This window comes from Agrococcus sediminis, assembly GCF_007923295.1.
In the GTDB taxonomy this organism is placed as follows: domain Bacteria; phylum Actinomycetota; class Actinomycetes; order Actinomycetales; family Microbacteriaceae; genus Agrococcus; species Agrococcus sediminis.
The window spans coordinates 194,687-218,056 of the sequence record NZ_VOIR01000012.1 but is presented as its reverse complement, the minus strand read 5'-3'; the positions used below and the strand labels follow the sequence as shown (position 1 = coordinate 218,056).

The 23,370-nt window shown below is 73.9% G+C and carries 26 protein-coding genes; 21 read left to right on the top strand and 5 right to left on the bottom strand.

What is annotated here, in order from left to right; translation table 11 throughout:
• Positions 1-6: 6 nt before the first annotated feature.
• From FQ330_RS04695 to rplQ, 7 genes are all read left to right on the top strand, one after another.
• A complete protein-coding gene (locus tag FQ330_RS04695) occupies positions 7-909 on the top strand; it encodes a methyltransferase domain-containing protein (protein WP_146355657.1) in 903 nt (300 codons plus the stop codon).
• 118 nt (positions 910-1,027) lie between these two features.
• A complete protein-coding gene (gene infA, locus FQ330_RS04690; RefSeq protein ID WP_128190174.1) occupies positions 1,028-1,249 on the top strand; it encodes a translation initiation factor IF-1 in 222 nt (73 codons plus the stop codon).
• A gap of 66 nt (positions 1,250-1,315) precedes the next feature.
• Positions 1,316-1,429, top strand: a complete 114-nt coding sequence (gene rpmJ, locus FQ330_RS04685) for a 50S ribosomal protein L36 (RefSeq protein WP_038503151.1) — start codon at positions 1,316-1,318, stop codon at positions 1,427-1,429.
• Between the two features lie 142 nt (positions 1,430-1,571).
• The gene (gene rpsM / locus FQ330_RS04680; protein ID WP_128190175.1) at positions 1,572-1,949 is read left to right on the top strand and encodes a 30S ribosomal protein S13; all 378 of its coding nucleotides are present in this window, start codon (positions 1,572-1,574) and stop codon (positions 1,947-1,949) included.
• 22 nt (positions 1,950-1,971) lie between these two features.
• The gene (gene rpsK, locus FQ330_RS04675; RefSeq protein ID WP_128190176.1) at positions 1,972-2,370 is read left to right on the top strand and encodes a 30S ribosomal protein S11; all 399 of its coding nucleotides are present in this window, start codon (positions 1,972-1,974) and stop codon (positions 2,368-2,370) included.
• 98 nt (positions 2,371-2,468) lie between these two features.
• The gene (locus FQ330_RS04670) at positions 2,469-3,458 is read left to right on the top strand and encodes a DNA-directed RNA polymerase subunit alpha (RefSeq protein ID WP_128190177.1); all 990 of its coding nucleotides are present in this window, start codon (positions 2,469-2,471) and stop codon (positions 3,456-3,458) included.
• Between the two features lie 36 nt (positions 3,459-3,494).
• On the top strand, positions 3,495-4,181 hold the full coding sequence (gene rplQ / locus FQ330_RS04665; protein ID WP_146355655.1) for a 50S ribosomal protein L17, sunset domain variant: 687 nt from the start codon (positions 3,495-3,497) through the stop codon (positions 4,179-4,181).
• A gap of 50 nt (positions 4,182-4,231) precedes the next feature.
• Here the strand turns inward: rplQ and FQ330_RS04660 are convergent, their stop codons facing one another.
• Positions 4,232-6,010, bottom strand: coding sequence for a glycoside hydrolase family 15 protein (locus FQ330_RS04660; protein WP_146355653.1), 1,779 nt, complete (start codon positions 6,008-6,010; stop codon positions 4,232-4,234).
• Between the two features lie 63 nt (positions 6,011-6,073).
• Here FQ330_RS04660 and truA point away from each other — a divergent pair, with 63 nt between their 5' ends.
• Complete coding sequence (gene truA / locus FQ330_RS04655; RefSeq protein ID WP_146355651.1) at positions 6,074-6,898, top strand: tRNA pseudouridine(38-40) synthase TruA; 825 nt, start codon at positions 6,074-6,076, stop codon at positions 6,896-6,898.
• A gap of 20 nt (positions 6,899-6,918) precedes the next feature.
• Here truA and FQ330_RS04650 read toward each other — a convergent pair whose 3' ends face one another.
• Positions 6,919-7,563 carry an HAD hydrolase-like protein gene (locus tag FQ330_RS04650; protein ID WP_146355649.1) on the bottom strand — a complete coding sequence of 215 codons (645 nt, stop codon included), beginning with the start codon at positions 7,561-7,563 and terminating at the stop codon, positions 6,919-6,921.
• 104 nt (positions 7,564-7,667) lie between these two features.
• Between FQ330_RS04650 and FQ330_RS04645 the strand changes: the two genes are divergently transcribed.
• The 4 genes from FQ330_RS04645 (at position 7,668) to glmM (ending at position 11,590) form a co-directional block, all read left to right on the top strand.
• On the top strand, positions 7,668-9,113 hold the full coding sequence (locus FQ330_RS04645; protein ID WP_146355647.1) for a DivIVA domain-containing protein: 1,446 nt from the start codon (positions 7,668-7,670) through the stop codon (positions 9,111-9,113).
• 174 nt (positions 9,114-9,287) lie between these two features.
• Positions 9,288-9,734 carry a 50S ribosomal protein L13 gene (gene rplM, locus FQ330_RS04640; RefSeq protein ID WP_128190183.1) on the top strand — a complete coding sequence of 149 codons (447 nt, stop codon included), beginning with the start codon at positions 9,288-9,290 and terminating at the stop codon, positions 9,732-9,734.
• Between the two features lie 20 nt (positions 9,735-9,754).
• Positions 9,755-10,234 (top strand): 30S ribosomal protein S9, encoded by a 480-nt coding sequence (rpsI, locus tag FQ330_RS04635; protein WP_128190184.1) that lies wholly within the window; start codon positions 9,755-9,757, stop codon positions 10,232-10,234.
• Positions 10,235-10,237: 3 nt separating this feature from the next.
• Positions 10,238-11,590, top strand: a complete 1,353-nt coding sequence (gene glmM / locus FQ330_RS04630) for a phosphoglucosamine mutase (RefSeq protein WP_128190185.1) — start codon at positions 10,238-10,240, stop codon at positions 11,588-11,590.
• Here the strand turns inward: glmM and FQ330_RS04625 are convergent.
• Positions 11,580-12,134, bottom strand: coding sequence for a CGNR zinc finger domain-containing protein (locus FQ330_RS04625; protein WP_164877164.1), 555 nt, complete (start codon positions 12,132-12,134; stop codon positions 11,580-11,582). The genes glmM and FQ330_RS04625 overlap by 11 nt on opposite strands.
• 95 nt (positions 12,135-12,229) lie before the next feature.
• Between FQ330_RS04625 and FQ330_RS04620 the strand changes: the two genes are divergently transcribed.
• Positions 12,230-13,183, top strand: coding sequence for an EamA family transporter (locus FQ330_RS04620; protein ID WP_146355645.1), 954 nt, complete (start codon positions 12,230-12,232; stop codon positions 13,181-13,183).
• A gap of 153 nt (positions 13,184-13,336) precedes the next feature.
• Here the strand turns inward: FQ330_RS04620 and coaA are convergent, their stop codons facing one another.
• Entirely contained in the window at positions 13,337-14,269 is a 933-nt protein-coding gene (gene coaA / locus FQ330_RS04615) for a type I pantothenate kinase (RefSeq protein WP_128190450.1), read from the bottom strand.
• A gap of 33 nt (positions 14,270-14,302) precedes the next feature.
• Here coaA and glmS point away from each other — a divergent pair, with 33 nt between their 5' ends.
• The 8 genes from glmS (at position 14,303) to FQ330_RS13505 (ending at position 21,970) form a co-directional block, all read left to right on the top strand.
• Positions 14,303-16,150 (top strand): glutamine--fructose-6-phosphate transaminase (isomerizing), encoded by a 1,848-nt coding sequence (glmS, locus tag FQ330_RS04610; RefSeq protein ID WP_146355642.1) that lies wholly within the window; start codon positions 14,303-14,305, stop codon positions 16,148-16,150.
• A gap of 33 nt (positions 16,151-16,183) precedes the next feature.
• Positions 16,184-16,549, top strand: coding sequence for a holo-ACP synthase (locus FQ330_RS04605; RefSeq protein WP_146355965.1), 366 nt, complete (start codon positions 16,184-16,186; stop codon positions 16,547-16,549).
• Positions 16,549-18,408 carry a tRNA (adenosine(37)-N6)-threonylcarbamoyltransferase complex ATPase subunit type 1 TsaE gene (tsaE, locus tag FQ330_RS04600; protein ID WP_146355640.1) on the top strand — a complete coding sequence of 620 codons (1,860 nt, stop codon included), beginning with the start codon at positions 16,549-16,551 and terminating at the stop codon, positions 18,406-18,408. The genes FQ330_RS04605 and tsaE overlap by 1 nt, the downstream gene beginning before the upstream one ends.
• Positions 18,405-18,971 carry a tRNA (adenosine(37)-N6)-threonylcarbamoyltransferase complex dimerization subunit type 1 TsaB gene (gene tsaB / locus FQ330_RS04595; protein WP_146355638.1) on the top strand — a complete coding sequence of 189 codons (567 nt, stop codon included), beginning with the start codon at positions 18,405-18,407 and terminating at the stop codon, positions 18,969-18,971. Before tsaE ends, tsaB begins: the two co-directional genes overlap by 4 nt.
• Positions 18,968-19,423 carry a ribosomal protein S18-alanine N-acetyltransferase gene (rimI, locus tag FQ330_RS04590; RefSeq protein WP_225792691.1) on the top strand — a complete coding sequence of 152 codons (456 nt, stop codon included), beginning with the start codon at positions 18,968-18,970 and terminating at the stop codon, positions 19,421-19,423. The genes tsaB and rimI overlap by 4 nt, the downstream gene beginning before the upstream one ends.
• On the top strand, positions 19,423-20,484 hold the full coding sequence (tsaD, locus tag FQ330_RS04585; RefSeq protein WP_146355961.1) for a tRNA (adenosine(37)-N6)-threonylcarbamoyltransferase complex transferase subunit TsaD: 1,062 nt from the start codon (positions 19,423-19,425) through the stop codon (positions 20,482-20,484). Before rimI ends, tsaD begins: the two co-directional genes overlap by 1 nt.
• Before the next feature lie 97 nt (positions 20,485-20,581).
• Entirely contained in the window at positions 20,582-20,938 is a 357-nt protein-coding gene (locus FQ330_RS04580; RefSeq protein WP_146355636.1) for a DUF4190 domain-containing protein, read from the top strand.
• Between the two features lie 102 nt (positions 20,939-21,040).
• Positions 21,041-21,970, top strand: coding sequence for a hypothetical protein (locus FQ330_RS13505; RefSeq protein ID WP_225792690.1), 930 nt, complete (start codon positions 21,041-21,043; stop codon positions 21,968-21,970).
• Between the two features lie 146 nt (positions 21,971-22,116).
• Here the strand turns inward: FQ330_RS13505 and FQ330_RS04570 are convergent, their stop codons facing one another.
• Complete coding sequence (locus FQ330_RS04570; protein WP_146355634.1) at positions 22,117-23,277, bottom strand: class I SAM-dependent methyltransferase; 1,161 nt, start codon at positions 23,275-23,277, stop codon at positions 22,117-22,119.
• Positions 23,278-23,370 lie beyond the last annotated feature (93 nt).

The following is a 23,370-nucleotide window of genomic DNA, read 5'->3' as shown; positions in this document are numbered from 1 at the left end:
GCCGGGATGCTGACGCGCGGCGCGCGGCGCCAGGGGCGCTCGAGCGCCAACCCCAGGCAGCGGCTGCTGCACGGCTGGGACTGGGCGGATGCGGCCATCGAGCTCGACGAGATCGCGCCCGGCAGCCGGGTCCTCGCGTCGGCGGGCGCGGGCGAGCTCGTCGCGGCGCTCGCGGGCGCCGGGCACCGGGTGACCGCGATCGGCGCCAACCGCGAGCAGACCGACTACGCGCGGCGCAGGGTCGCGGGCGGCGCGTTCGAGCCCGGGTCGGCGGAGCGGCTCATGGACGTGGGGCGCGGCATGGTGCGCGCCGCGAGCCCCGCGTGGAGCCGCCGCCGCGTGCGCGCGTTCCTGCAGGAGACCGACCCGATGCGCGCCGAGGCGCACTGGAAGGAGCGGCTCGACAACCGCACGCTCGCCTCGATCCTGAAGACGATGCTCGGCCCGGCCGGAGCGCTGTCGGCCCTCGTGCTGCGCGACTTCGCCACGCCCATCCCGCCCCACTTCGACGAGGCGATCCGCGGCCGCATCGCCCGCGCGCTGCGCAAGCACGCGCCCGCCGGCAACCCGTTCGCGTGGCGGCTGCTGCTGGGGGAGGAGCTGCCCGGGCACCGCGCGCCGGCCGTCGACCCGGCGTCGGTCGCGTGGACCGCCGAGCCGGTGCTCGACCACCTCGAGCGGATCGCCCCGGGCACGTACGACGCCATCTCGCTCTCGAACGTCATCGACGGCGCCAACGAGCGGTGGGTGCGCGACCTCCGGAAGGCGGCGCTGCGCGCGGTCGTGCCGGGCGGCCCCGTCATCGCGCGCACCTTCGCGACCACGATGGACGACGAGGCGGCGAAGCGCGCGCGGCGCGACCGCTCGATGCTGTGGGGCGCCATCGTCGTGCAACGCGCTGGAGCGTGAGGCGCGGCGACACGCCCGGCTTGCGCGAGCGGGCACTTCCCGCGTAGAGTCGACCGTTGGTGTCATGCGCGCTCTGCGCGTGCCACTCGCACGACCGGCAACCAGTATTGAAGAGGCTATGGCCAAGAAAGACGGCGTCATCGAGATCGAAGGCTCGGTGAACGAGGCGCTCCCCAACGCGATGTTCCGCGTGGAGCTCTCGAACGGGCACATCGTGCTCGCACACATCTCCGGCAAGATGCGGCAGAACTACATCCGCATCCTGCAGGGCGATCGGGTGATCGTGGAGCTCAGCCCCTACGACCTCACCCGCGGGCGCATCGTCTACCGCTACAAGTAACCGGCTGCCGGGCAAGGAACGGCTCGCGCGACCGCGCGAGCACGAGGCCAGCGAGGAAGCGAACACATGAAGGTCAACCCCAGCGTCAAGAAGATCTGCGACAAGTGCAAGGTGATCCGCCGGCACGGTCGCGTGATGGTCATCTGCGACAACCCGCGCCACAAGCAGCGCCAGGGCTGAGCCCCCGGCTCGCTCGCTGAGCGGCACGCACAACTGAACACGATCCTGCAGCGGTCAGAGCTCTCTTCGAGAGGGACACCTTGGGGGGAGGCCCAGGCACCTCCGCTGCACCACACCTCCCATACTCCTTAGGAGACACACGATGGCACGCATCGCAGGTGTCGACATCCCGCGCGAGAAGCGCGTGGAGATCGCACTGACGTACATCTTCGGCGTCGGCCGCACCCGGTCGGTCGCAACGCTCGAGGCCCTCGGCATCGACCGCAGCATCCGCGTCAAGGACCTGACCGACGATCAGCTGGTCGCCCTGCGCGACCACATCGAGGGCACGTTCAAGGTGGAGGGCGACCTGCGCCGCGAGGTGGCAGCAGACATCCGCCGCAAGGTCGAGATCGGCTCGTACGAGGGCATCCGCCACCGTCGCGGCCTCCCCGTGCGCGGTCAGCGCACCAAGACGAACGCGCGCACCCGCAAGGGCAAGAAGCAGACGGTCGCCGGCAAGAAGAAGGCCGGCCGCTAGGCCGCTCGGAGGGTAGAGGAACATGGCAGCTCCCAAGTCCGCGGTTCGCAAGCCGCGCAAGAAGGACAAGAAGAACATCGCGGTGGGCCAGGCCCACATCAAGTCGACGTTCAACAACACGATCGTCTCGATCACCGACATCACCGGCGCCGTCGTCACGCAGGCCTCCGGTGGCGCTGTCGGCATGAAGGGCTCGCGCAAGTCGACGCCCTACGCCGCGCAGCTCGCCGCCGAGTCGGCCGCGCGCCAGGCGCAGGACCACGGCATGAAGAAGGTCGACGTCTTCGTCAAGGGCGCGGGCTCCGGCCGCGAGACGGCCATCCGCTCGCTCCAGGCCGCTGGCCTCGAGATCGGCGCGATCCACGACGTGACGCCGCAGGCGCACAACGGCGTTCGCCCGCCGAAGCCGCGCCGCAACTAGTCGCTCCTGCCGGGCAGGCGAATCACGCCTGCCCGGCATTCCGCCGTCACTGAACACGCGAGTCATATAGCGGACTCGCGACCGAAAGGAACCGACACGTGCTGATCGCCCAGCGCCCCACTGTCACCGAGGAGTCCATCGCCGAGCACCGCTCGCGATTCACGATCGAGCCGCTCGAGCCCGGCTTCGGCTACACCCTCGGCAACTCCCTCCGCCGCACCCTGCTGTCGTCCATCCCGGGCGCCGCCGTCACGAGCATCCGCCTCGACGGCGTGCTGCACGAGTTCTCGACGATCGCCGGTGTCAAGGAGGACGTCACCGAGATGATCCTCAACATCAAGCAGCTCGTGGTCTCGTCGGAGCACGACGAGCCCGTGGTCGCCTACCTCTCGCGCCAGGGCGCGGGCACGGTGACGGCCGCCGACATCACGGCTCCCGCCGGTGTCGAGATCCACAACCCCGAGCTCGTGCTCGCGACGCTGAACGACTCGGCGAAGCTGCAGCTCGAGCTGACGATCGAGCGCGGCCGCGGCTACGTCTCGGCGGCGCAGAACCGCGACGAGTTCGCCGAGGCCGGGGTCATCCCGATCGACTCGATCTACTCGCCCGTGCTCAAGGTCACCTACCGCGTCGAGGCGACGCGTGCCGGTGAGCGCACCGACTTCGACTCGCTCGTCGTCGACGTGGAGTCGAAGCCGGCCATCACGCCGCGCGACGCGATCGCATCGGCCGGCCGCACGCTCGTCGAGCTCTTCGGCCTGACGCGCGACCTGAACGCCGAGGCTGAGGGCATCGAGATCGGCCAGGCGCCGGCGGAGGCCATCGGCTCCGGCGAGCTCGCCACGCCGATCGAGGAGCTCGACCTGTCGGTCCGCTCGTACAACTGCCTCAAGCGCGAGGGCATCAACACGGTGTCCGAGCTCGTGGCGCTGAGCGAGACGCAGCTGATGAACATCCGCAACTTCGGCCAGAAGTCGGTCGATGAGGTCAAGGACAAGCTCGTCGAGCTCGGCCTGTCGCTCAAGGACGCCGTGCCCGGCTTCGACGGCGCGCACTTCTACAGCGGTTACGACGAGGACGCTCGCTGAACGCGGGCCGACTGAAGAACTAGAGGGATACGAACCATGCCCAAGCCCACCAAGGGTCCCCGCCTCGGAGGCGGCCCGGCGCACGAGCGCCTGCTGCTCGCGAACCTCGCGGCCGCGCTGTTCACGCACAAGTCGATCAAGACGACCGAGACGAAGGCCAAGCGCCTGCGTCCGATCGCCGAGCGACTCATCACGTTCGCGAAGCGCGGCGACCTGCACGCGCGCCGTCGCGTGCTCGCCGTGATCGGCGACAAGGGCGTCGTGCACGAGCTCTTCACCGAGATCGCTCCGCTCGTCGCCGAGCGCGAGGGCGGCTACACCCGCATCACGAAGCTCGGCTTCCGCAAGGGCGACAACGCCCCCATGGCGCAGATCGAGCTCGTGCTCGAGCCGGTCTCGAAGAAGCCGTCGAAGTCGAAGGCTGCCGCCGCCGCGTCGTCGGCCGCCGCCGACCAGGAGGCCGCCGAGGCGAAGGCCGAGGAGGCGAAGGCCGCTGACGCCGAGGTCGAGGCGACCGAGGCCGAGACGACCGACTTCGGCCCGGACTCCGCGCTCGCGCTCGAGGACGGCTCCGGGCCGGAGGGCTTCGAGATCAAGGGCAACGCGAACTCGATGAAGTTCCACCGTCCCGACGGCCAGTGGTACGAGCAGACCGTGGCCGAGGTGTGGTTCCGCACCGCTGAGGCAGCTGAGGCCGCCGGCTTCACCGAGGCCGGCAAGTAGCACCTCGCACACGAGAGGGGGTTCCGCATCGCGGGGCCCCCGCTCGTCGTTCAGCGGCCCGCGTCGGCGCGGGCGAGCTCGGCCGCCGCGAGCACGAGCCCCAGGTGCGAGAACGCCTGCGGGAAGTTGCCCCAGTGGTGGCCTGACGCCGGGTCGACCTCCTCGGCGAGCAGGCCCACGTCGTTGCGCAGCGCCACGAGGCGGTCCATGAGCGCGGTGGCGTCGTCGAGGCGCCCGCACTGGGCGTAGGCGATCACGAGCCAGAAGCCGCACAGCACGAACGGGTGCTCGTCGCCGGCGAGGCCGTCGAGGCCCGTCGTGCGGTAGCGCAGCGGCAGCCCGTCGACGAGCAGCTCCTGCTCGATGCGCGCGACGGTGCCGAGGAACCGGGGGTCGTCGGCGTCGACGATCCCGATCGTCGGCAGCTGCAGCAGCGAGGCGTCGACGTCGCTCGTGCCGTAGTGCTGGCGGAACGAGCCGGTCGTCTCGTCGAAGCCCTCCGTGAGCACCTCCTCCCGCAGCGCATCCCGCAGCGCGATCCAGCGCGTCGGGTCGCCGTCGCATCCTCCCTCCTGCACGGCCCGAACGCCGCAGTCGAACGCGGCCCACATCATGGCGCGCGAGTGCGTGAAGCGCTGGGGCTGGCCGCGCATCTCCCACAGGCCGTGGTCGGGTCGCTCCCAGTGCGTCGCGAGCTCGTCGAGCAGCGCCCGCTGCAGGTGCCACGAGTCGTGGGTGTCGTCGAGCCCGATCGCGCGGAGCCGCTGGAGCGTGAGCATGACCTGCCCGAGCACGTCGTGCTGGCGCTGGTCTGCAGCGCCGTTGCCGATGCGCACGGGCGCCGCGCCGCCGTAGCCCGGCAGGTGCGGCAGCTCGCGCTCGAGCAGGTCGCGGCCGCCGTCGCGCCGGTACATGATGCGCATGTCCTCCGGGTCGCCGGCGATCGCCCGCAGCAGCCAGTCGCGCCAGAGCCCCACCCTGCCGGTGAGCCGCACCGCGAGCATCGCGTCGACGGTGAGGGATGCGTCGCGCAGCCAGGTGAAGCGGTAGTCCCAGTTGCGCTCGCCGCCGGGGTCCTCCGGCAGCGAGGTGGTGGGCGCGGCGAGGATGCCGCCGGTCGTCTGGTCGGTCAGCGCCCGGAGCACGAGCACGCTCGTCTGCACGGCCTCGAGGTAGGGGCCCTCGTAGTCGAGCTCGGCGAGCCACTCGGCCGACTCGGCGACCGTCGTCTCGAGCACCTCGGGCTCGCCGACCGGCGCCGCGATCGGCTGCCAGGAGTGCTGCCAGCACAGGTCGAGCACGAACCGCTCGCCCTCGCGCACGGTGAAGGTCGCGCGGTGCGCGTGCTCGTGCGCCCGCGGCAGCGGGGCGCCGCGCAGCACGAGCCGGTCGGGACCGGCGATGGCGACGAGCACCTCCTCGCCGCGGTCGTGCTCGCGCCGGAACCAGGGCGGCACGGCGCCGTAGCCGAAGCGCACGACGAGCTCCTGCTCGAGCTCGACCTCGCCCGCGACCCCCTCGATCACGCGCACGACGTCGGCCCGGTCGTCGCCGGTGGGCATCGCATCCGTCACGCGCACCGTGCCCGTCGCGGTCTCGTGCGTCGTCTCGAGCACGAGGCTGCCCGGCAGGTAGCGGCGGGTGGAGGTCGCCTCGCTCGCAGGGCCGATGCGCCAGTGCCCGTGCTCGCGATCGCCGAGGATCGCGGCGAAGCACGCGTGGGAGTCGAAGTGGGGCAGGCAGAGCCAGTCGATCGCGCCGTCGCGGCCCACGAGCGCCGCCGTGCTCCGGTCGCCGATCATGGCGTAGTCCTCGATGGGCTGGGGCATGCGGCGAGGCTACCGAGCGCGCCTCCGCGTCCCGTCCACGCGGCTCCTGCATAGGCTTGCCGCATGCCGCGCATCCGCCTCGACCTCGCGTACGACGGCGGCGGCTTCGCGGGCTGGGCGGCGCAGCCGGGGCTGCGCACCTGCCAGGGCGAGCTCGAGCGGGCGCTCGCGACCGTGGCGCGCGAGCCGGTGCGGGTGACGGTGGCAGGGCGCACGGATGCGGGGGTGCACGCGAGCGGGCAGGTCGCGCACGCCGACGTGCCCGCCGCGCTCGCGCCCGCGACGGCCCAGGAGGGCGAGCGGCTCGCGCTGCGGCTCTCGCGGCTCGCGTCGCGCGAGGGCGACCTCGTGGTGCGGCGCGTCTCGCTCGCGCCCGCCGGCTTCGACGCGCGCTTCTCTGCGGTCTCCCGCTCGTACCGCTACCGGATCGTGACGGGGCCGGCCGACCCGCTCGAGCGGCGCACGGCCGCGCACGTGCCGCAGCCGCTCGACGCCGACGCGATGGCGCGCTGCGCCGAGGCGCTCGTGGGGCTGCGCGACTTCGCCGCCTTCTGCCGCCCGCGCGAGGGCGCGACCACGATCCGCGAGCTGCGCGAGTTCACGTGGCGCCGCGACGGGCAGCTGCTGATCGCGTCGCTCACGGCCGACGCGTTCTGCCACTCGATGGTGCGGGCGCTCGTCGCCGCGTGCGTGCGGGTGGGCGAGGGCCGGCTCGGGCTCGCGCGGGCCGAGGCGCTGCTGCAGGAGCGCCGCCGCTCGGCGCTCACGGGCCTCATGCCCGCGCGCGGCCTCACGCTCGTCGCGGTCGGCTACCCGCCCGACGCCGAGCTCGCGGCGCAGGCCGATCGCGCGCGGGCGCGGCGGAGCGAGGCGGACCTCGACGACTGAGCATCCTGCTCGAGCCGGCCTCAGGCGGCGAGGGCCTCGCGCAGCTCGTCGACGGAGTCGACGATCCGGTCGCCGCCGGCCTCGGCGAGCTCGGCGTGGCCGCCGTAGCCGTAGGCGACGCCGATCGAGCGGATGCCGAGCTCGCGCGCCGACGCGATGTCGTTGACGCGGTCGCCGACCATCACGACGGCGTCCGCGGGCAGCCCGATCGAGTCGATCGCGCGCGCGATCACCTCGGCCTTCGAGTGGCCGGCCTCCCCGTCGATGCGCCCGTGCACGCCGCGGAAGCGGTGGCGCAGGGCGTAGTGCTCGATCACCGCCTCGGCGTCGCGCTGGATCTTGTGGGTCGCGACCGCGAGCTGCCGCCCGGCGCCGTGCAGGTCGGCGATGAGCGCATCCACGCCCGGGTAGAGGGTCGAGTCGACGAGGCCGCCGTCGGCCATCCGAGCCCGGAAGACCGACAGCGCAGCGTCGATCTCGGCGGGCGAGCGGCCCGACTCCGCGAGCACGGTGACGAGCGGCGGGCCGAGCCAGCGCACGAGCTCGGTCTCGCTCGGCACCTCCCAGCCGACGGCCTCGTGCATGTGCCGCAGGCTCGCGAGGAGGCCCTGCTTGGAGTCGGTGAGGGTGCCGTCGAGGTCGAAGATGATGCCGCGGGGAGTCATGTCCCTCCATCATCCCAGAGATCAGATCTCGCCGTCCGGATCCCGCCCGGCGCCTAGGATGGAGGGCGGCCGAGGCAGAGCTCGGCAGGAGCCGGAGCGCAGTCATGGCCGAGCAGCCGCACGCATTCGATCAGGCCTTCCGCGGCTACGACCGCGAGCAGGTCGACGCCGCCCTCGCGCAGCTGCGCGAGGCCCTCGCCGAGGTCGAGCGGGGCCGCGACCAGGCGGCGCTCGACAGCGAGGCGCGGCTGCAGCACCTCACCGAGGACCTCGACGCGGCCGTCGCGCGCGCCGACCAGGCCGAGTCGCGCATGCTGCGCCTCGCCCAGCAGGTGCAGACCCTCGACGACGACGCGGCCTCCGACGAGGACGAGGGCGCCGACGCCGCCGACGGGCGGCAGACCCGCGTGCGCTTCGCCGAGATCCTGCGCGTCGCCGAGGACCAGGCGTCGACGCTCGTCACCAACGCCTCGACCTCCGCGCAGCGCGTGCTCGACGATGCGAACGCCGAGCGGGACCGCATCCGCCGCGACGCGCAGGAGGAGGCGCAGCGCGTGCTGCAGGAGGCGCAGCACGAGGCCGAGCTCGCACGCCGCCGCAGCGAGACCGAGCAGACCGCGCACCGCGCGCGGATCGAGGCCGAGCTCGGCTCGCTCGGCGAGAAGGTCGCGCAGGCCGATCGCGAGGCGCAGGTGCTGCTCGGCGAGGCCGAGCGGGCCGCCGCCGCGCTGCGCGCCCAGGTCACGCGCGAGACCGACGACCTCAAGCTCGACGCCGACCGCATCGTGCGGGAGGCGAAGGCGCGCAGGGTCGAGCTCGACGCGGCGCTCACCCGGCGGCAGGACGACGCGCAGCAGGAGTTCCTGCGCCTGCACAACCAGGCCGTCTCGCACGCCGAGCGCATCACCGCCGACGCGAACGACAAGGTCGCCTCCGCGCTCGCGCACGCGAAGCACGTCGCCGAGCAGTCGGAGGCCTACGAGCAGCTGTCGAAGGCGCAGGCGGCGCAGATCGAGGCGAGCGCGAAGGCGCGCGCCTCGGCGATGCTCGACGAGGCGCGCCGACGTGCGCAGTCGATCGTCGAGACCGTCGCGACGCACACGAAGGACGTGCTGCGCGAGGCCGAGGACCGCGCGCGGGGCCTGCGCTACCAGCAGTCGCAGCTGTCGGGCTTCATGGCCGAGGTGCAGTCGCTCATGCACGTCGCCGACGCCGCCGACCCGCGCACCTGGAGCTCGGCGGGCGCCGAGCGCGACGAGCGCCCCGCCGCCGACGCGCGCGATGCGGACGAGGCGGATGCGCCGTCGGCGGCGCTCCCGACGGTCGCCGCGGAGGACCGGGCCGTCGTGCCCGACGCCTTCACCGCATCCGCCCCCGACGGCGACCCGCTCGACGACCTGACGCTCGACGTCGATGCGCCCGCGGGCGACCATGAGGCGGACGAGCCGGTCGAGGGGGAGGCGCTCGAGGAGCCCGCCACGCGCGAGGAGGTCGTCGACGTCGTGTGGCACGAGGAGCGGGACGAGTACGACCCGTCGATCGACCGGTGAGCGGCGGCGCGCCGACGGCTTGACCGCGCGGCCCCGCGCCGCGTATGCTCGATCCTTGGTGCGTGCAGCCTGCGCGTGCCCGAATGAGCCCTCCACCGGATGGTTCGCGCGCATCGCGCCGGCGAACGCCTCGGAGTGGGATTCACGACCATCCATTCGATCAGTGAGGCACCAATGACTCGCACCTACTCGCCCAAGGCGAGTGACGTCCAGCACGACTGGGTCGTCATCGACGCCACCGACGTGGTCCTCGGCCGGCTGGCCAGCCACGCCGCCGCCATGCTCCGCGGCAAGCACAAGCCGACGTTCGCCCCCCACATGGACATGGGCGACTACGTCATCGTCGTGAACGCCGAGAAGGTGGCGCTCACCGGGCAGAAGCTCGCCAAGAAGGTCGCCTACCGCCACTCCGGCTACCCGGGCGGCCTCAAGGCCACCGGTTACGAGGAGATGCTCGCGCGCTTCCCCGTCCGCACCGTCGAGAAGGCCATCCGCGGCATGCTGCCGAAGAACTCGCTCGGCCGCGCCCAGATCAAGAAGCTCAAGGTCTACGCAGGCCCCGAGCACCCGCACGCGGCGCAGCAGCCGACCCCCTACACGTTCGACCAGGTCGCCCAGTAGGGCGCGAGGAGACACCAGACATGGCGAAGATCGCAGACTCCATCGAGGCTCCCGAGAGCTTCTCGACCGAGACGCCGGCAGCTGAGGCTCCCAAGGCGCCCCGCGTCGTCAACATCGGCGGCCAGGCCGTCGGCCGTCGCAAGCAGGCCATCGCCCGCGTGCGCCTCATCCCCGGCTCCGGCTCGTTCACCGTGAACGGCCGCACGCTCGAGGACTACTTCCCGAACAAGCTGCACCAGCAGCTCATCAACGACCCGTTCACGCTGCTCGAGCTCGCCGGCAGCTACGACGTGATCGCCCGCATCTCCGGCGGCGGCCCCTCGGGCCAGGCCGGTGCGCTGCGCCTGGGCATCGCTCGTGCGCTCAACGAGATCGACGTCGAGAACAACCGACCGGAGCTCAAGAAGGCCGGCTTCCTCTCGCGCGACGCTCGCGTCATCGAGCGCAAGAAGGCCGGTCTCAAGAAGGCCCGCAAGGCGCCGCAGTACTCGAAGCGCTGATCCATGTCGCGCCTCTTCGGCACAGACGGGGTTCGAGGTCTCGCAGGCCTCGACATCACGGCGGAGTCGGCGCTGGCGCTCGCACAGGGCGCCGCACTCGTGCTCGGGCGAACAGCCCGGCAGGAGGGGCGGCGCCCTGTCGCCGTCGTGGCGCGGGATCCTCGCATCTCGGGCGAGTTCATCGTCGCCGCGGTGTCGGCGGGGCTCGCGTCGAGCGGCGTCGACGTGCTCGACGCTGGCGTCATCCCGACGCCTGCGGCCGCCTACCTGATCGGCGACATCGACGCCGACTTCGGCGTGATGGTCTCGGCGTCGCACAACCCCGCGCCCGACAACGGCATCAAGTTCTTCGCCAAGGGCGGGCGCAAGCTGCCCGACGCGGTCGAGGACGAGATCGAGGCTGCGCTGGGCGCTCCGCCGCTGCGCCCCATCGGCGCCGAGGTGGGCACGGTCCGCCGCTTCTCCGACGCCGAGGACCGCTACCTCGTGCACCTGCTCGGCACGCTCGAGGTGAGCCTGCAGGGCCTGCACGTCGCGCTCGACTGCGCCCACGGCGCGGCCGCCGGCGTCAGCCCGCGCGCCTTCGCCGACGCGGGCGCGAAGGTGACCGTCATGGGCAACGACCCTGACGGCACCAACATCAACCGAGAGGTCGGCTCGACCCACCTCGAGCAGCTGCGCGACCTCGTGCTCTCGTCGGGCGCCGACCTCGGCATCGCCCACGACGGCGACGCCGACCGCTGCCTCGCGATCGACGCGAACGGCGACGTCGTCGACGGCGACCAGATCATGGCGCTGCTCGCGCTCTCCGGCAAGCGCCGGGGCCTGCTCACCGACGACACCCTGGTCGCGACCGTGATGTCGAACCTGGGCCTCAAGGTCGCGATGGACGAGCACGGCATCCAGCTCGTGCAGACGGCCGTCGGCGACCGCTACGTGCTCGAGGCGCTCGGCGAGTACGGCCTCGCGCTCGGCGGCGAGCAGTCGGGCCACATCATCTTCTCCCGCTACGCCACCACCGGCGACGGCGTGCTGACCGGCCTGCAGATCGCGGCCGAGATGGTGCGCACGGGCAAGACGCTCGCCGAGCTCGCCTCGGTGATGGAGGTCTACCCGCAGGTGCTCGTCAACGTGCCGGGCGTCGACCGGCTGGGCCTGCGCGGCAACCGGCCGATCGCCGAGGCCGTCGCGCGCGCCGAGCACGAGCTCGGCAGCAACGGCCGCGTGCTGCTGCGCCCGTCGGGCACCGAGAAGATGGTGCGCGTCATGGTCGAGGCGCACGAGCGCCACATCGCCCAGACGATCGCCGACGAGCTCGCCGACCTCGTGCGCCAGGAGCTGTCGGTCACGTCCTGACGTCGGCCGCGTGACGGCTGCGGAAGGCCGCGACGTTGGTGCGCGACTGGCACGTCGTCGAGCAGAAGCGCCGCGACCGGTTGCGCGACAGGTCGAGGTGCATGCGGTCGCAGCGGCTGTCCGCGCAGCGCCGGCAGCGCTCGAGGTCGTCGGCGCGCACGAGGTCGGCGATCGCCATCGCGGCGTCGACCGCGATCCGGTCGGCGATCGGCGAGCCCGCCGGTAGGCCGTGCAGGTGCCAGTCGGAGCCGTCGTGCCGCACGAGGTGCGGCCGGGCGCCGGTCTCGTCGAACACGCGGTTGACGAGGCCCGCGACCGCGTCGCGCTCGCCGTCCCACATCCGCTCGACGGCCGGCAGGTGCGCCCACGTCGCCTCGGCGTCCGCGCGCGTCGCGGAGCTCGCGCCGGGGAAGCCCCACTCCGCGCAGATCGCGCGCAGGCTCGCCGCCGAGTCGAGCTCGCCCGCGCGCCTGCGGTTGCAGACGTCGGCGATGAACTCCAGGGAGCGGATCAGCTCTCGGGGGTAGGGGAGCGACACGGTCACCTCGGCTACGATCACGACTGTCAGGGCCAACGGCCGTGACGTGTGCCCGCCGTGGTGAGCACGATGCTAGCCCTTCGCACCCCTGTGAGCCGCCCATGCAGCCCCGTCGCCCCATCGGGCTCGCGTTCGCCCTCGCGAGCTCGGCCTCCTTCGGCCTCTCCGGCATCTTCGCCTCCGCGCTGCTCGCGGGCGGCTGGAGCCCGGGCGCCGTCACGACCGCGCGCATCGCGGGCGGCGCGCTCGTGCTGCTCGTGCCGACGCTGTGGCTGCTGCGCGGCCGGTGGGGCGCGGTGCTGCGGTCGTGGCGGGAGGTGCTCGTGCTCGGGCTCCTCGCGGTCGCGCTGTGCCAGCTCGCGTTCTTCAGCGCCGTCGCCTACATCGAGCCCTCGCTCGCGCTGCTCATCGAGTTCCTGGGGCCGGTGCTGCTCGTGTTCTTCACCTGGGCGGTGAGCCGCCGCGCGCCGGCGATGCTCACGCTCGCCGGGGCGGGCGTCGCGCTCGTCGGCCTCGCGCTCGTCTCGGGCGTCGGCGGCGAGGCGCTGCACCCGCTCGGGGTGCTGCTCGCGCTCGGCGCCGCGGTCGGCAACGCCGGCTACTGGATCGCCGCGTCGAAGGCCGACTCCGAGCTGCCGCCGATCGCGCTCGCCGGCCTCGGGCTCATCGTCGGCGCCGTCGTGCTCGTCGCGGCCTCGGCGAGCGGCCTGCTGCCGTTCGTCGCCACGGCTCGGCCCGTCGTGCTCGCGGGCGCCACCCTGCCGGCGTGGACGGTGCTGCTCCTGCTCGTGCTCGTCGCGACCGCCGCCGCCTACGTGCTCGGCATCCTCGGCGCGCGGCGGCTCGGCGCGACGCTCGCGAGCTTCGTCGGCTACTCCGAGCCGATGTTCGGGATCCTCTGGACCGCCGTGCTGCTGTGGCTGCTGCCGAGCGGCATGCAGTGGCTGGGCGCCGCGGCGATCATCGCGGGCGTCGTGCTCGTGAAGCTCGGCCAGGTCGACCGCCCGCGCGTCTCCGACTCCCCGGCGATCGTCGAGGGCATCCCGAGCCCCTAGCCCGCCCGTGAGTGGCGCCTCCCGACATCGAGTGGCGCCCGCGGCGATCGAGTGGCGCCACTCGATGCTGGGAGGCGCCACTCGATGCTGGGACGCGCCACTCGATCGCGGGAGGCGCCACTCGATCGCGGGAGGCGCCGCGCTGCGGCGGGGTCAGACCTTGCGGAGGAGCACCGAGCGGATGGTGTGGTCGTCGTCCTTGCGCAGCACCAGGTCGGCGCGCGGCCGGGTCGGCAGGATGTGCTCGACGAGGTTCGGGCCGTTGATGGAGTCCCAGACGTCGGTCGAGTAGGCCCTCGCCCGCGCATCCGACATGTCCGCGAAGCGGTGGAAGTACGACTGCGGATCCTGGAACGCGCTCGCCTTGAGCGCGAAGAAGCGGTCGACGTACCACTGGCGGATCGCGCTCGTGCGCGCGTCGACGTAGATCGAGAAGTCGAACAGGTCCGACACCGCCAGGTGCGACCCCGACGGCGGCGGCTGCAGCACGTTGAGCCCCTCGACGATGAGCACGTCGGGCCGCCGCACCACGATCTCCTCGCCCGGCACGATGTCGTACGACAGGTGCGAGTAGACGGGCGCGCGCACCTCGGCCTCGCCCGACTTCACGCGCGAGACGAAGCCGAGCAGCGCCCGCCGGTCGTACGACTCGGGGAAGCCCTTGCGCTGCATGAGCCCGCGCTCCTCGAGCACGCGGTTCGGGTGCAGGAAGCCGTCCGTGGTGATGAGGTCGACCTTCGGCGACCCCTCCCAGCGGCTCAGCAGCTCCTTGAGCAGGCGGGCGGTCGTCGACTTGCCGACCGCGACGCTGCCGGCCACGCCGATGACGAAGGGGGTGGGATGCGCCGTGGCGCCGAGGAACTCGGTGGTCTCGCGGTGCAGGCGGGCGGCCGACTCCTGGTAGAGGCTCACGAGGCGCGACAGCGGCAGGTACACCTCGGCCACCTCGCGCAGCTCGAGCCGGTCGCCGGTGCCGCGGAGCCGCCGCACCTCGGCCTCGGTGAGCGGGTTGGGCATGCGGGGCGCGAGGCGCGCCCAATCGCGGCGCTCGATCTCGACGAACGGCGACTGGATCGGCTGGGACATCGCACGGAGCCTACCGCCGGTAGGATCGGAGGCATGTGCGGCATCGTGGGCTATACCGGTGAGCGCAGCACGGTCGACGTGCTGCTCGAGGGTCTCAGCAGGCTCGAGTACCGGGGCTACGACAGCGCCGGCGTCTCGGTGATCGACGGCGACCGCGTCGCGCTGCGCAAGAAGGGCGGCAAGCTCAAGGTCCTCCGCGACAGCCTCTCGGACGCACCGCTGCCCGAGTCGTCGACCGGCATCGGCCACACGCGCTGGGCCACGCACGGCGGGCCGACCGACGAGAACGCGCACCCGCACCTCGGCGACGAGGGCCGGCTGTCGCTCATCCACAACGGCATCATCGAGAACTTCGCCGAGCTGCGCGCCGAGCTCGAGGCGGCTGGCGAGGTCTTCGCGAGCGAGACCGACACCGAGGCCGCGGCGAAGCTGCTCGGCCGCGCCTACCGCGAGACGGGCGACCTCACGCTCGCGATGCGCAAGGTCGTGCACCGGCTCGAGGGCCAGTTCACGCTGCTCGCGATGCACGCCGAGCAGCCGGGCGTCGTCGTCGGCGCCTCGCACAACTCGCCGCTGCTCGTCGGCTACGGCAAGGGCGAGCACTTCCTCGGCAGCGACGTGAGCGCGTTCGTGAAGTTCACGCCCGACGCGGCCGCGCTCGACAACGACCAGATCGTCACGATCACCGCCGACAGCGCATCCGTCACCGACTTCGACGGCGCCCCGAGCGAGCCGAAGCGCTTCGAGGTCAACTGGGACGCCTCGGCCGCCGACAAGGGCGGCTGGCCGTCGTTCATGGCGAAGGAGGTCTCGGAGGGGCCGGAGGCCGTCGAGAACACCATGCGCGGCCGCCTGACCGACCACGGCGTCGACCTGGGCGAGCTGGGCGTGCTGACCGACGAGGTGCTGCAGGGCATCCACCGCATCGTCATCGTGGCGTGCGGCACGGCGAGCTACTCGGGCCTCGTGGGCAAGTACGCGATCGAGACGTGGGCGCGCGTGCCCGTCGAGGTCGACCTCGCGCACGAGTTCCGCTACCGCGACCCGGTGCTCGACGAGCACACGCTCGTCATCTCGATCTCGCAGTCGGGCGAGACGATGGACACGAAGATGGCCGTGCAGCACGCGGTCGCGCAGGGCGCCCGCACGCTCTCGATCTGCAACACGCAGGGCGCGACGATCCCGCGCGAGTCGGAGGCGGTGCTCTACACGCACGCCGGCCCCGAGGTCGCCGTCGCGTCGACGAAGGCGTTCCTCGCGCAGGTGATCGGCCAGCTGCTCTTCGGCCTGCACCTCGCGCGCGTGCGCGGCACGATGACGGAGGAGCAGATCGCCGAGGTCGTCGGAGAGCTGCGCGAGCTGCCCGACGAGCTGCGCCAGGTGCTCGCCGAGCAGGAGTCGGTGCACGAGCTCGCGCACTGGATGAGCGACACCCGCTCGGTGCTGTTCCTCGGCCGCCACGTGGGCTACCCGGTGGCGCTCGAGGGCGCGCTGAAGCTCAAGGAGATCAGCTACATCCACGCCGAGGGCTTCGCCGGCGGCGAGCTGAAGCACGGCCCGATCGCGCTCATCGAGCCCGGCCAGGTCGTCTTCGTGGTGGTGCCGAGCCCGCGCAACGAGCCGCTGCTGCACTCGAAGATCGTCTCGAACATCCAGGAGATCCGCGCGCGCGGCGCCCGCGTCATCGCGGTCGCCGAGGCGGGCGACGCCGCGGTGCTGCCGTACGCCGACGTGGTGCTGCGCGTGCCGCTGACGCTGCCGATGCTCGAGCCCGTGCTGCAGGTCGTGCCGCTGCACATCTTCGCGCTCGAGCTCGCCACCGCGAAGGGCCTCGACGTCGACCAGCCGCGCAACCTCGCGAAGTCGGTCACGGTCGAGTGATCCGGCTCGTCGGTGGATGACCGGGGTCGGCTCGTGATCGTGGGGCTCGGCGTCGACGTCGTCGACCTGGCGCGCTTCGAGCGCGCCGTCACGCGCACGCCGCGGCTCAAGGAGCGGCTCTTCGCGCCCGACGAGCTGCTCGTCGACGGCCGCGAGCGGTCGCTGCCGTCGCTCGCGGCGCGCTTCGCCGCGAAGGAGGCCGCGTTCAAGGCGCTCGGCGCGAACTCGGGGATGCGCTGGGTCGACCTGGTGGTGGTCCAGGGCCCCGGCGGCGAGCCGAGCCTCGACCTGCGCGGCACCGCTGCCGAGCGCGCGGCCGCGATCGGTGCGACGCGCGTGCACGTCTCGATGAGCCACGACGCGGGCGTCGCCACGGCGACGGTCATCGCGGAGTCCTGATGCGCATCGAGGTCGACACGGCGGCGATCGCCGCGAACGTGCGCGCGCTCGCCGCGCGGGCGGCGACGCCCGTGTGCGGCGTCGTGAAGGCCGACGGCTACGGCCACGGGGCCGTCGCATCCGCCCGCGCGATGCTCGACGGCGGCGCCGCCATGCTCGGCGTCGTCGATCTCGCGGAAGCGCTGCGGCTGCGCGCCGCCGGCATCGACGCGCCGATCCTCGCGTGGCTGCACGGGCCGGGCGTCGACTTCTCGCTCGCCGCGCGCCATGGCGTCGAGGTCGCGGTGAGCTCGATCGCGCAGCTCGAGGCGGCCGCCGCCGCGGGCGCCGTCATCCACCTGAAGCTCGACACCGGCCTCGGCCGCAACGGCATCGCGCGCGGCGACCGCGCGGCGGCGATCGCGCGCGCGATCGCGCTCGCCGCCGGGGGCGCACGCATCCGCGGCGCGATGTCGCACCTCGCCGGCACGAGCCGCGACGCCGACCTCGCGCAGGTGCGCGACTTCGCGTCGGCGCTCGCCGAGGCCGAGCCGCTCGGCCTCGAGCTGCGGCACCTCGCGAGCTCGGCGGCCGCGATCGCGCTGCCGGAGGCCCGCTTCGACCTCGTGCGCATCGGCATGGCTGCGTACGGCGTCGACCCGAGCGGGCCGGGCGCGGGCGACGGGTCGGAGGCCGCGGCCCTGGGCCTCAGGCCCGCGATGCGCGCGAGCGCCGCCTTCGTCGACGGCGTCGCCGAGGTCGGGCTCGACGACGGGCTGCTGCCGGCGGTCGGCGCCCCGGTGCTGCTCGGCGGCGAGCTCGCGCACGTCGCCGCGGTCGGCGCGTGCAGCATCAGGGTCGAGCCGCCGCGCACGGGCGACGGCGTGCTGTGGGGCGACCCGGCGGCGGGCGAGCCGAGCGCCGACGCGTGGGCGCGCGCGGCGCGCACGATCACGTACGAGGTCGTGACCCGGATGGGCGCGGCCGGCCGGGGCGCGGGCGTCGTCGCCGCGGGCCCCGAGACGGCGCCCCGGCGCGTGCTCGAGCTCGGGCTCGACGGCGAGCCCCGCCGCCTCGTGGGCGAGCTCGTGGGCGTCAAGCGCGTGGAGCCCGGCCTCGGCGTCTCCTACGGCGGCGAGTACGTCACGACGAGCGCGACGACGCTCGCGCTCGTCGGCCTCGGCTACGCCGACGGCGTCACCCGCAGCGCCACCGGCCGCCCAGCGGTCGTCGGCGGCGACGGCGCGCACCCGATCCGCGGGCGGGTGGCGATGGATCAGGTCGTGCTCGACGTCGGCGACCGCCCTGCCCGCGTCGGCGACCCGGTCGTGCTCGAGCACGCATCCGCCCCCGAGCTCACCGGCATGATCGGCCCGCGCGTGGCGGTCGAGGTCGCCGGATCGGTCGCCGACGCCGACGCGATGGAGCTGCTCGGCGAGCGCATCGGCGCGGCGCTGCGCGCCGGCGACGCCGTGCTGCTCATCGGCCCGCTCGGCGCGGGCAAGACCACCCTCACCCGCGGCATCGGCCGGGCGCTCGGCGCGCGCGGCACCGTGCAGAGCCCCACGTTCGTCATCGCCCGCACGCACCGCACCGCCGCGGGGCCCGACCTGCAGCACGTCGACGCCTACCGGCTGGGCGACGAGGCCGAGCTCGACGACCTCGACCTCGACCTCGACGGCGCCATCACGGTCGCCGAGTGGGGCGCGCCGCTCGAGCACGCGCTCGAGAGCTGGCTGCGCGTCGAGATCGACCGCGGCGAGGCCGACGGCGACGACGAGTCGCCCCGCTCGGTGCGCCTGCGCGGCCACGGCCCCGGCTGGGACGCCGCGCGCGTGCGCTCGCTCACCGCCCCGGTCCCGACGGAGGAGGCACCGTGATCCTGGCCATCGACACCTCGCTCGGCACCTCGGTCGCGGTCGTCGACGGCGACGACGTCGTCTTCCGCGAGCACCAGGGCGACGCGCGGCGCCACGCCGAGCACCTCGGGCCCATGCTCGAGCGCGCGCTCGCCGGCCGCCGGGACCGCATCGAGCTCGTCGTCGCCGGCATGGGGCCGGGCGCCTTCACGGGCCTGCGCGTCGGCATCGCGGCTGCGCGCGCGGCGGCGATGGGCCTCGGCGTGCGGTGCGTCGGCATCGCGAGCCACGGGGGCATCACCGAGGGCACGGCGCAGGTGACGACGGATGTGCGGCGCCGGGAGCGCGCGTGGAGCTCGGTCGTCGACGGCCTGGTCGTCGACGGCCCGCACCTCGCGCCCGCCGACGCGGTGCCGCCGCCGGCCGCCGCGCACGCCGGCGCGCCCCGCCTCGACGCCGACGCGGTCGACGCCGCGCTGCTCGCCCGCGCCGCGGTGCGCGGGGCGGCCGAGGTGCAGCAGGCGCTGTACCTGCGCGACGCGGACGCGACGCCGTCGGCCGGCCCGAAGCGGGTGAGCCAGTGAGCGTCGTGATCCGCACCGCCGGCGCCGGCGACCTCGACGCGATCATGGCGATCGAGCAGGCGTCGTTCGGCGCGAGCGCGTGGGAGCGTGCCACGATGCAGCAGGAGATCGCGAGCGACTGGGGCCGCTACGTCATCGCCGTCGACGAGGGCGACGACGGCCGCATGGTCGGCTACGCGGGCCTGCGCGCCGTGGGCGTCGAGGGCGACGTGCAGACGATCGCCGTCGCCGCCGACGCGCGCGGGCGCGGCATCGGGCGCGCACTGCTCGCCGAGCTGCTCGCCGAGGCGGGCCGGCGCGGCGTGCGCGAGCTGTTCCTCGAGGTGCGGGCCGACAACCCGGTCGCGCGCGGCCTCTACGAGTCGGTCGGGTTCCGCGAGATCGGCGTGCGGCCGCGCTACTACCAGCCGGAGGACGTGGATGCGGTGGTCATGAAGCGGGAGTCGGCGTGATGGTGCAGGGGCAGCGGCCGCCGGTGGTGCTCGGCATCGAGACGAGCTGCGACGAGACGGGTGTCGGCATCGTGCGCGGCACCGAGCTGCTCGCGAACCGGATCGCCTCGTCGATGGAGCTGCACGCGCGCTTCGGGGGCGTCGTGCCCGAGATCGCCGCGCGCGCCCACCTCGAGGAGCTGCAGCCGACGATCCTCGCCGCGCTCGCCGACGCATCCCTCACCCTCGACGACCTCGACGCGGTCGCCGTCACCGCCGGGCCCGGCCTCGCCGGCGCCCTCATGGTGGGCATCGGCGCCGCGAAGGGCCTCGCCGCCGCGCGCGACCTGCCGCTCTACGGCGTCAACCACCTCGTCGGCCACGTCGCCGCCGACGTGCTGTCGGGCGAGCCGCTCGAGCTGCCGACCGTCGCGCTGCTCGTCTCGGGCGGCCACACGTCGCTGCTGCTCGTGCGCGACCTCGCGGGCGACGTCGAGCTGCTGGGCGAGACGATCGACGACGCGGCGGGCGAGGCCTTCGACAAGACCGCGCGGCTGCTCGGGCTCTCCTACCCCGGCGGGCCCTCCATCGACCGCGCCGCCGTCGACGGCGACCCGGCGGCGATCCGCTTCCCGCGCGGGCTCACGGCGCCGAAGGACCGCGACCGCCATCGCTTCGACTTCTCGTTCTCGGGGCTGAAGACGGCGGTCGCGCGCCACGTCGAGCGGGCCGAGGCTGCGGGGGAGCCGCTGCCCGTGGCGGATGTCGCGGCGAGCTTCCGCGAGGCGGTGGTCGACGTGCTGGTGGCGAAGGCGCTCGACGCGTGCGCGGCGCACGGCATCCCGCGCCTGCTGCTCGGCGGCGGCGTGGTCGCCAACCGGCGCCTGCGCGCGGTCGCGGCCGAGCGCTGCGAGCAGGCGGGCGTCGCGCTGCGGATCCCGCCGCTCGACCTGTGCACCGACAACGGGGCGATGATCGCGGCCGTCGGGGCGATGCTCGTCGCGCGCGGCGACGCACCGAGCCCCGCGGGCTTCGCCGCCGAGTCGACGCTCGACGCGAGCACCGTGCAGGTCACGGCGTGAGCGGCGCGACCGGGCGGACGCACAGGTCGGCCTGGCAGGATCGCCCTGCGCCGCGCGCCGATCGGCTCGCGCGGCCGCGAGCCGACGAGGAGCGGGCATGAGCATGGCGTGGCAGCAGCCGGGATGGGGCCCGGCGCCCGCGCCGACGGCGCCCGCGCCCTTCCGCTCGCCCACGCATCCGGGCCCGAGGACCGACGCGCTCGCGATCTGGGCGATCGCCTCGGCGGCCGCCGGCACGACGATCCTCGTCGGCCTCGGCTCGATCGCCGCGATCGTGCTCGGGCTCGTCGCGCTGTCGCGCATCCGGCGCTCGGGCGACGACGGCAGGCTGCTCGCTGCCTGGGCCGTGATCCTGGGCGCCGTGACGCTCGTCGCGCTGATCGCCGCGACGGTCGCGGGCATCGCGATGATCGTCACCGTGGTCGGGGGCATGCAGGGGATGCCCGGGGTCTGAGCGCCGACGCGCCGAGCTGCCGTTCGGCCCGCTTCCAGGCTTCGCGCCTCGGCGGCAGGGTACGGTGAACCACGCGCAGTCGCGCATCGCAAGGAGGATCCCGTGAGCGACCAGTACCCGCCCGCCGACGACCGCTTCCGTCGCCCCGACCAGGAGGGCGCCGCACAGCCCGGCGATGCCGACAGCGCCCAGCCCGCGGCCGACTTCGGGCAGCAGCCCGAGCAGGCCCCGTCGTTCGGCCAGCCGCGCGACGCAGCCCAGGGCCAGGGCGACCACGCCCAGCCGCCCGCCTACGGCCAGCAGCCGGGCTACGGCCAGCAGGCTCCGCAGGACGGCCAGGCCGGCTACGGCCAGCAGCCCGCCTACGGCGGCAGCGCCCCCTCCTACGGCGCGAGCGCGCCGTCCTACGGCCAGCAGCCCGGCTACGGCCAGCAGCCCGGCGGCGACCAGGCCTACGGCCAGCAGCCCGCGTACGGCCAGCAGCAGCCGGCTTACGGGCAGTCGACCCCCGAGCAGGGCTACGGCCAGCAGGCCGCCTACGGGCAGTCGGCGCCGGCCGAGCAGGGTTACGGGCAGCAGCCCGGCTACGGCCAGCAGGCCGCCTACGGCCAGCAGGCGCCGGGCTACGGCCAGCAGCCGGCGTACGGCGCGAGCGCTCCCGCCGACGCCGCCTACGGCCAGCAGCCCTCCTACTCGCAGTCCTACGGCGACCCCGCCGCCACCGGCTACGCCCAGCAGCAGCCGTTCGGCGCAGCGCCGGCGGGCGAGAAGAAGCTCAAGGGCATCACGATCGCCGCGCTCGTGCTCACGGGCCTCGGCTTCCTCGGCATGTGGTTCGCCGGCTCCGGCTGGCTGTTCGCGCTCATCGGCGCGATCCTCGGCTTCGTCGCGATGAAGAAGAACCCCGAGGCGAAGCCGTGGCCGATGATCGCCGCGATCGCCGGCTCGATCATCTTCATCATCTGCCTCGTGATCGGCATCATCATGGCCGTGAACTGGATCCCGTACCTCATGGAGATCAGCTCGATGTGAGCCCGGAGCGCTCACCCTCGCGGTGAGCGCGGAGGGCTCAGGTCGAGGAGCGCGCCGCATGCTGCGCGCGTCACGAGACCTCGTCGTCCAGCGAAGCCCCCGGCCCCAGCGGCCGGGGGCTTCGTCGTGCTCAGGCTTCGTCGGTCTCAGGCCCGGTCGGCGAGCACCGCGCGATGCCGCCCGGCGATCCGCGTGAGGATGAGCGTGGCGCGCGCGTCGCCGCGCAGCTTGAGCCGCCTCCGCAGCGCCGCGGGGTCGATGTCGGCGCCGCGCTTCTTGATCTCGAGCTCGCCGATGCCGAGCTCGCGCAGGCGCTGCGCGATCCGGCGCTCGTCGAGGGGGAGCGTCTCGCGCACCCGGAACGCCTGCGCGAGCGGCGTCCCGACGTGGCGCGCGGCCGTCAGGTAGGCGATGCCGTCGCTCACCGCGCGGGCATCGAGCCGCTCGGCGAGCGCGCCGATGAGCTCGGCGCGGATGACGGCGCCGGCCGGCTCGTACAGCCACGCGTCGAGCTCGCCGGGCTCGGGGTGGCTCGGGTCGCCGGCGAGCTCCTCGGCGACGCCGTCGCCGAGCACGAGCGCGCTGCGCGCGACGCCGGGCCGGGCGAGCCGCCCGGTCCACACCACCGCCTCGACGGTGTCGAGCCCGTCGGTGACCCACTGGTGCTCCGCGTCCGGCGGCAGCAGGTCGCGGTCGATGCCCGGCGCGAGCTTCACGCCCGCCGGCTGCGCGGCGGCGCGCGCGAAGACGGCGTCGAGCGGCGGCGACCAGTCGGCGGGGTCGCTGAGGCGCCGCGCGCCGTCGCGGCGGGCGGGGTCGAACCACAGCGCCTCCGCGTCGACGGGGGTGTCGAGCGCGTCGCCGTGCACGACGGATGCGTGCCACGCGGCGAGGTTGTAGGTCGCGATCGCGGCGGTCACCTCGTCGCGCTCGACGGCCGTGACCTCGAGCCCGAGCGTCGCGAACGCGAGCGCGTCGGCGCCGATGCCGCACCCGAGGTCGGCCACCGAGACGATGCCGGCCCGGCGCATCCGCCCCGCGTGGTGCGCGGCGACGCGCAGCCGCGTGGCCTGCTCGAGCCCGGCCTCGGTGAAGAGCATGCCGCTCGCGAACTCGCCGAACTTCGCCCGGGCGCGGCGGCGCAGGCGGGCCTGGGTGAGCACGGCGGCGACGAGCCGGGGATCGTGCCCCTCGGCGCGGAGCCGCGTCACCTCGCGCACGACGTCGCCGTCGAGGCCCGCCTCGGCGCGCTCGAGCAGCGCGAGGCCGTCCTTCGACAGCAGCAGTCGCAGCTCCTCGGCATCCATCGCACTCATCCAAGCACCCGCGGCGCGGCTGGCACTCATGTTGACCGAGTGCCAGCCGACCGCCTAGGCTTGCTCAGGTGCCCGGCACTGCCG

What these genes read in the sequence shown, in the direction of transcription:
- rpsM (WP_128190175.1), top strand. Translation starts at nt 1,572, where the DNA reads ATGGCACGCATCGCAGGTGTCGACATCCCGCGCGAGAAGCGCGTGGAG.
- glmM (WP_128190185.1), top strand. Translation starts at nt 10,238, where the DNA reads ATGTCGCGCCTCTTCGGCACAGACGGGGTTCGAGGTCTCGCAGGCCTC.
- tsaE (WP_146355640.1), top strand. Translation starts at nt 16,549, where the DNA reads ATGCGCATCGAGGTCGACACGGCGGCGATCGCCGCGAACGTGCGCGCG.
- rpsI (WP_128190184.1), top strand. Translation starts at nt 9,755, where the DNA reads ATGGCGAAGATCGCAGACTCCATCGAGGCTCCCGAGAGCTTCTCGACC.
- FQ330_RS04570 (WP_146355634.1), bottom strand. Translation starts at nt 23,277, where the DNA reads ATGGATGCCGAGGAGCTGCGACTGCTGCTGTCGAAGGACGGCCTCGCG.
- rplM (WP_128190183.1), top strand. Translation starts at nt 9,288, where the DNA reads ATGACTCGCACCTACTCGCCCAAGGCGAGTGACGTCCAGCACGACTGG.
- glmS (WP_146355642.1), top strand. Translation starts at nt 14,303, where the DNA reads ATGTGCGGCATCGTGGGCTATACCGGTGAGCGCAGCACGGTCGACGTG.
- FQ330_RS04620 (WP_146355645.1), top strand. Translation starts at nt 12,230, where the DNA reads ATGCAGCCCCGTCGCCCCATCGGGCTCGCGTTCGCCCTCGCGAGCTCG.
- rpmJ (WP_038503151.1), top strand. Translation starts at nt 1,316, where the DNA reads ATGAAGGTCAACCCCAGCGTCAAGAAGATCTGCGACAAGTGCAAGGTG.
- FQ330_RS04645 (WP_146355647.1), top strand. Translation starts at nt 7,668, where the DNA reads ATGGCCGAGCAGCCGCACGCATTCGATCAGGCCTTCCGCGGCTACGAC.
- FQ330_RS04660 (WP_146355653.1), bottom strand. Translation starts at nt 6,010, where the DNA reads ATGCCCCAGCCCATCGAGGACTACGCCATGATCGGCGACCGGAGCACG.
- rpsK (WP_128190176.1), top strand. Translation starts at nt 1,972, where the DNA reads ATGGCAGCTCCCAAGTCCGCGGTTCGCAAGCCGCGCAAGAAGGACAAG.
- coaA (WP_128190450.1), bottom strand. Translation starts at nt 14,269, where the DNA reads ATGTCCCAGCCGATCCAGTCGCCGTTCGTCGAGATCGAGCGCCGCGAT.
- tsaD (WP_146355961.1), top strand. Translation starts at nt 19,423, where the DNA reads ATGGTGCAGGGGCAGCGGCCGCCGGTGGTGCTCGGCATCGAGACGAGC.
- FQ330_RS04580 (WP_146355636.1), top strand. Translation starts at nt 20,582, where the DNA reads ATGAGCATGGCGTGGCAGCAGCCGGGATGGGGCCCGGCGCCCGCGCCG.
- infA (WP_128190174.1), top strand. Translation starts at nt 1,028, where the DNA reads ATGGCCAAGAAAGACGGCGTCATCGAGATCGAAGGCTCGGTGAACGAG.
- FQ330_RS04650 (WP_146355649.1), bottom strand. Translation starts at nt 7,563, where the DNA reads ATGACTCCCCGCGGCATCATCTTCGACCTCGACGGCACCCTCACCGAC.
- rplQ (WP_146355655.1), top strand. Translation starts at nt 3,495, where the DNA reads ATGCCCAAGCCCACCAAGGGTCCCCGCCTCGGAGGCGGCCCGGCGCAC.
- FQ330_RS04695 (WP_146355657.1), top strand. Translation starts at nt 7, where the DNA reads ATGCTGACGCGCGGCGCGCGGCGCCAGGGGCGCTCGAGCGCCAACCCC.
- truA (WP_146355651.1), top strand. Translation starts at nt 6,074, where the DNA reads ATGCCGCGCATCCGCCTCGACCTCGCGTACGACGGCGGCGGCTTCGCG.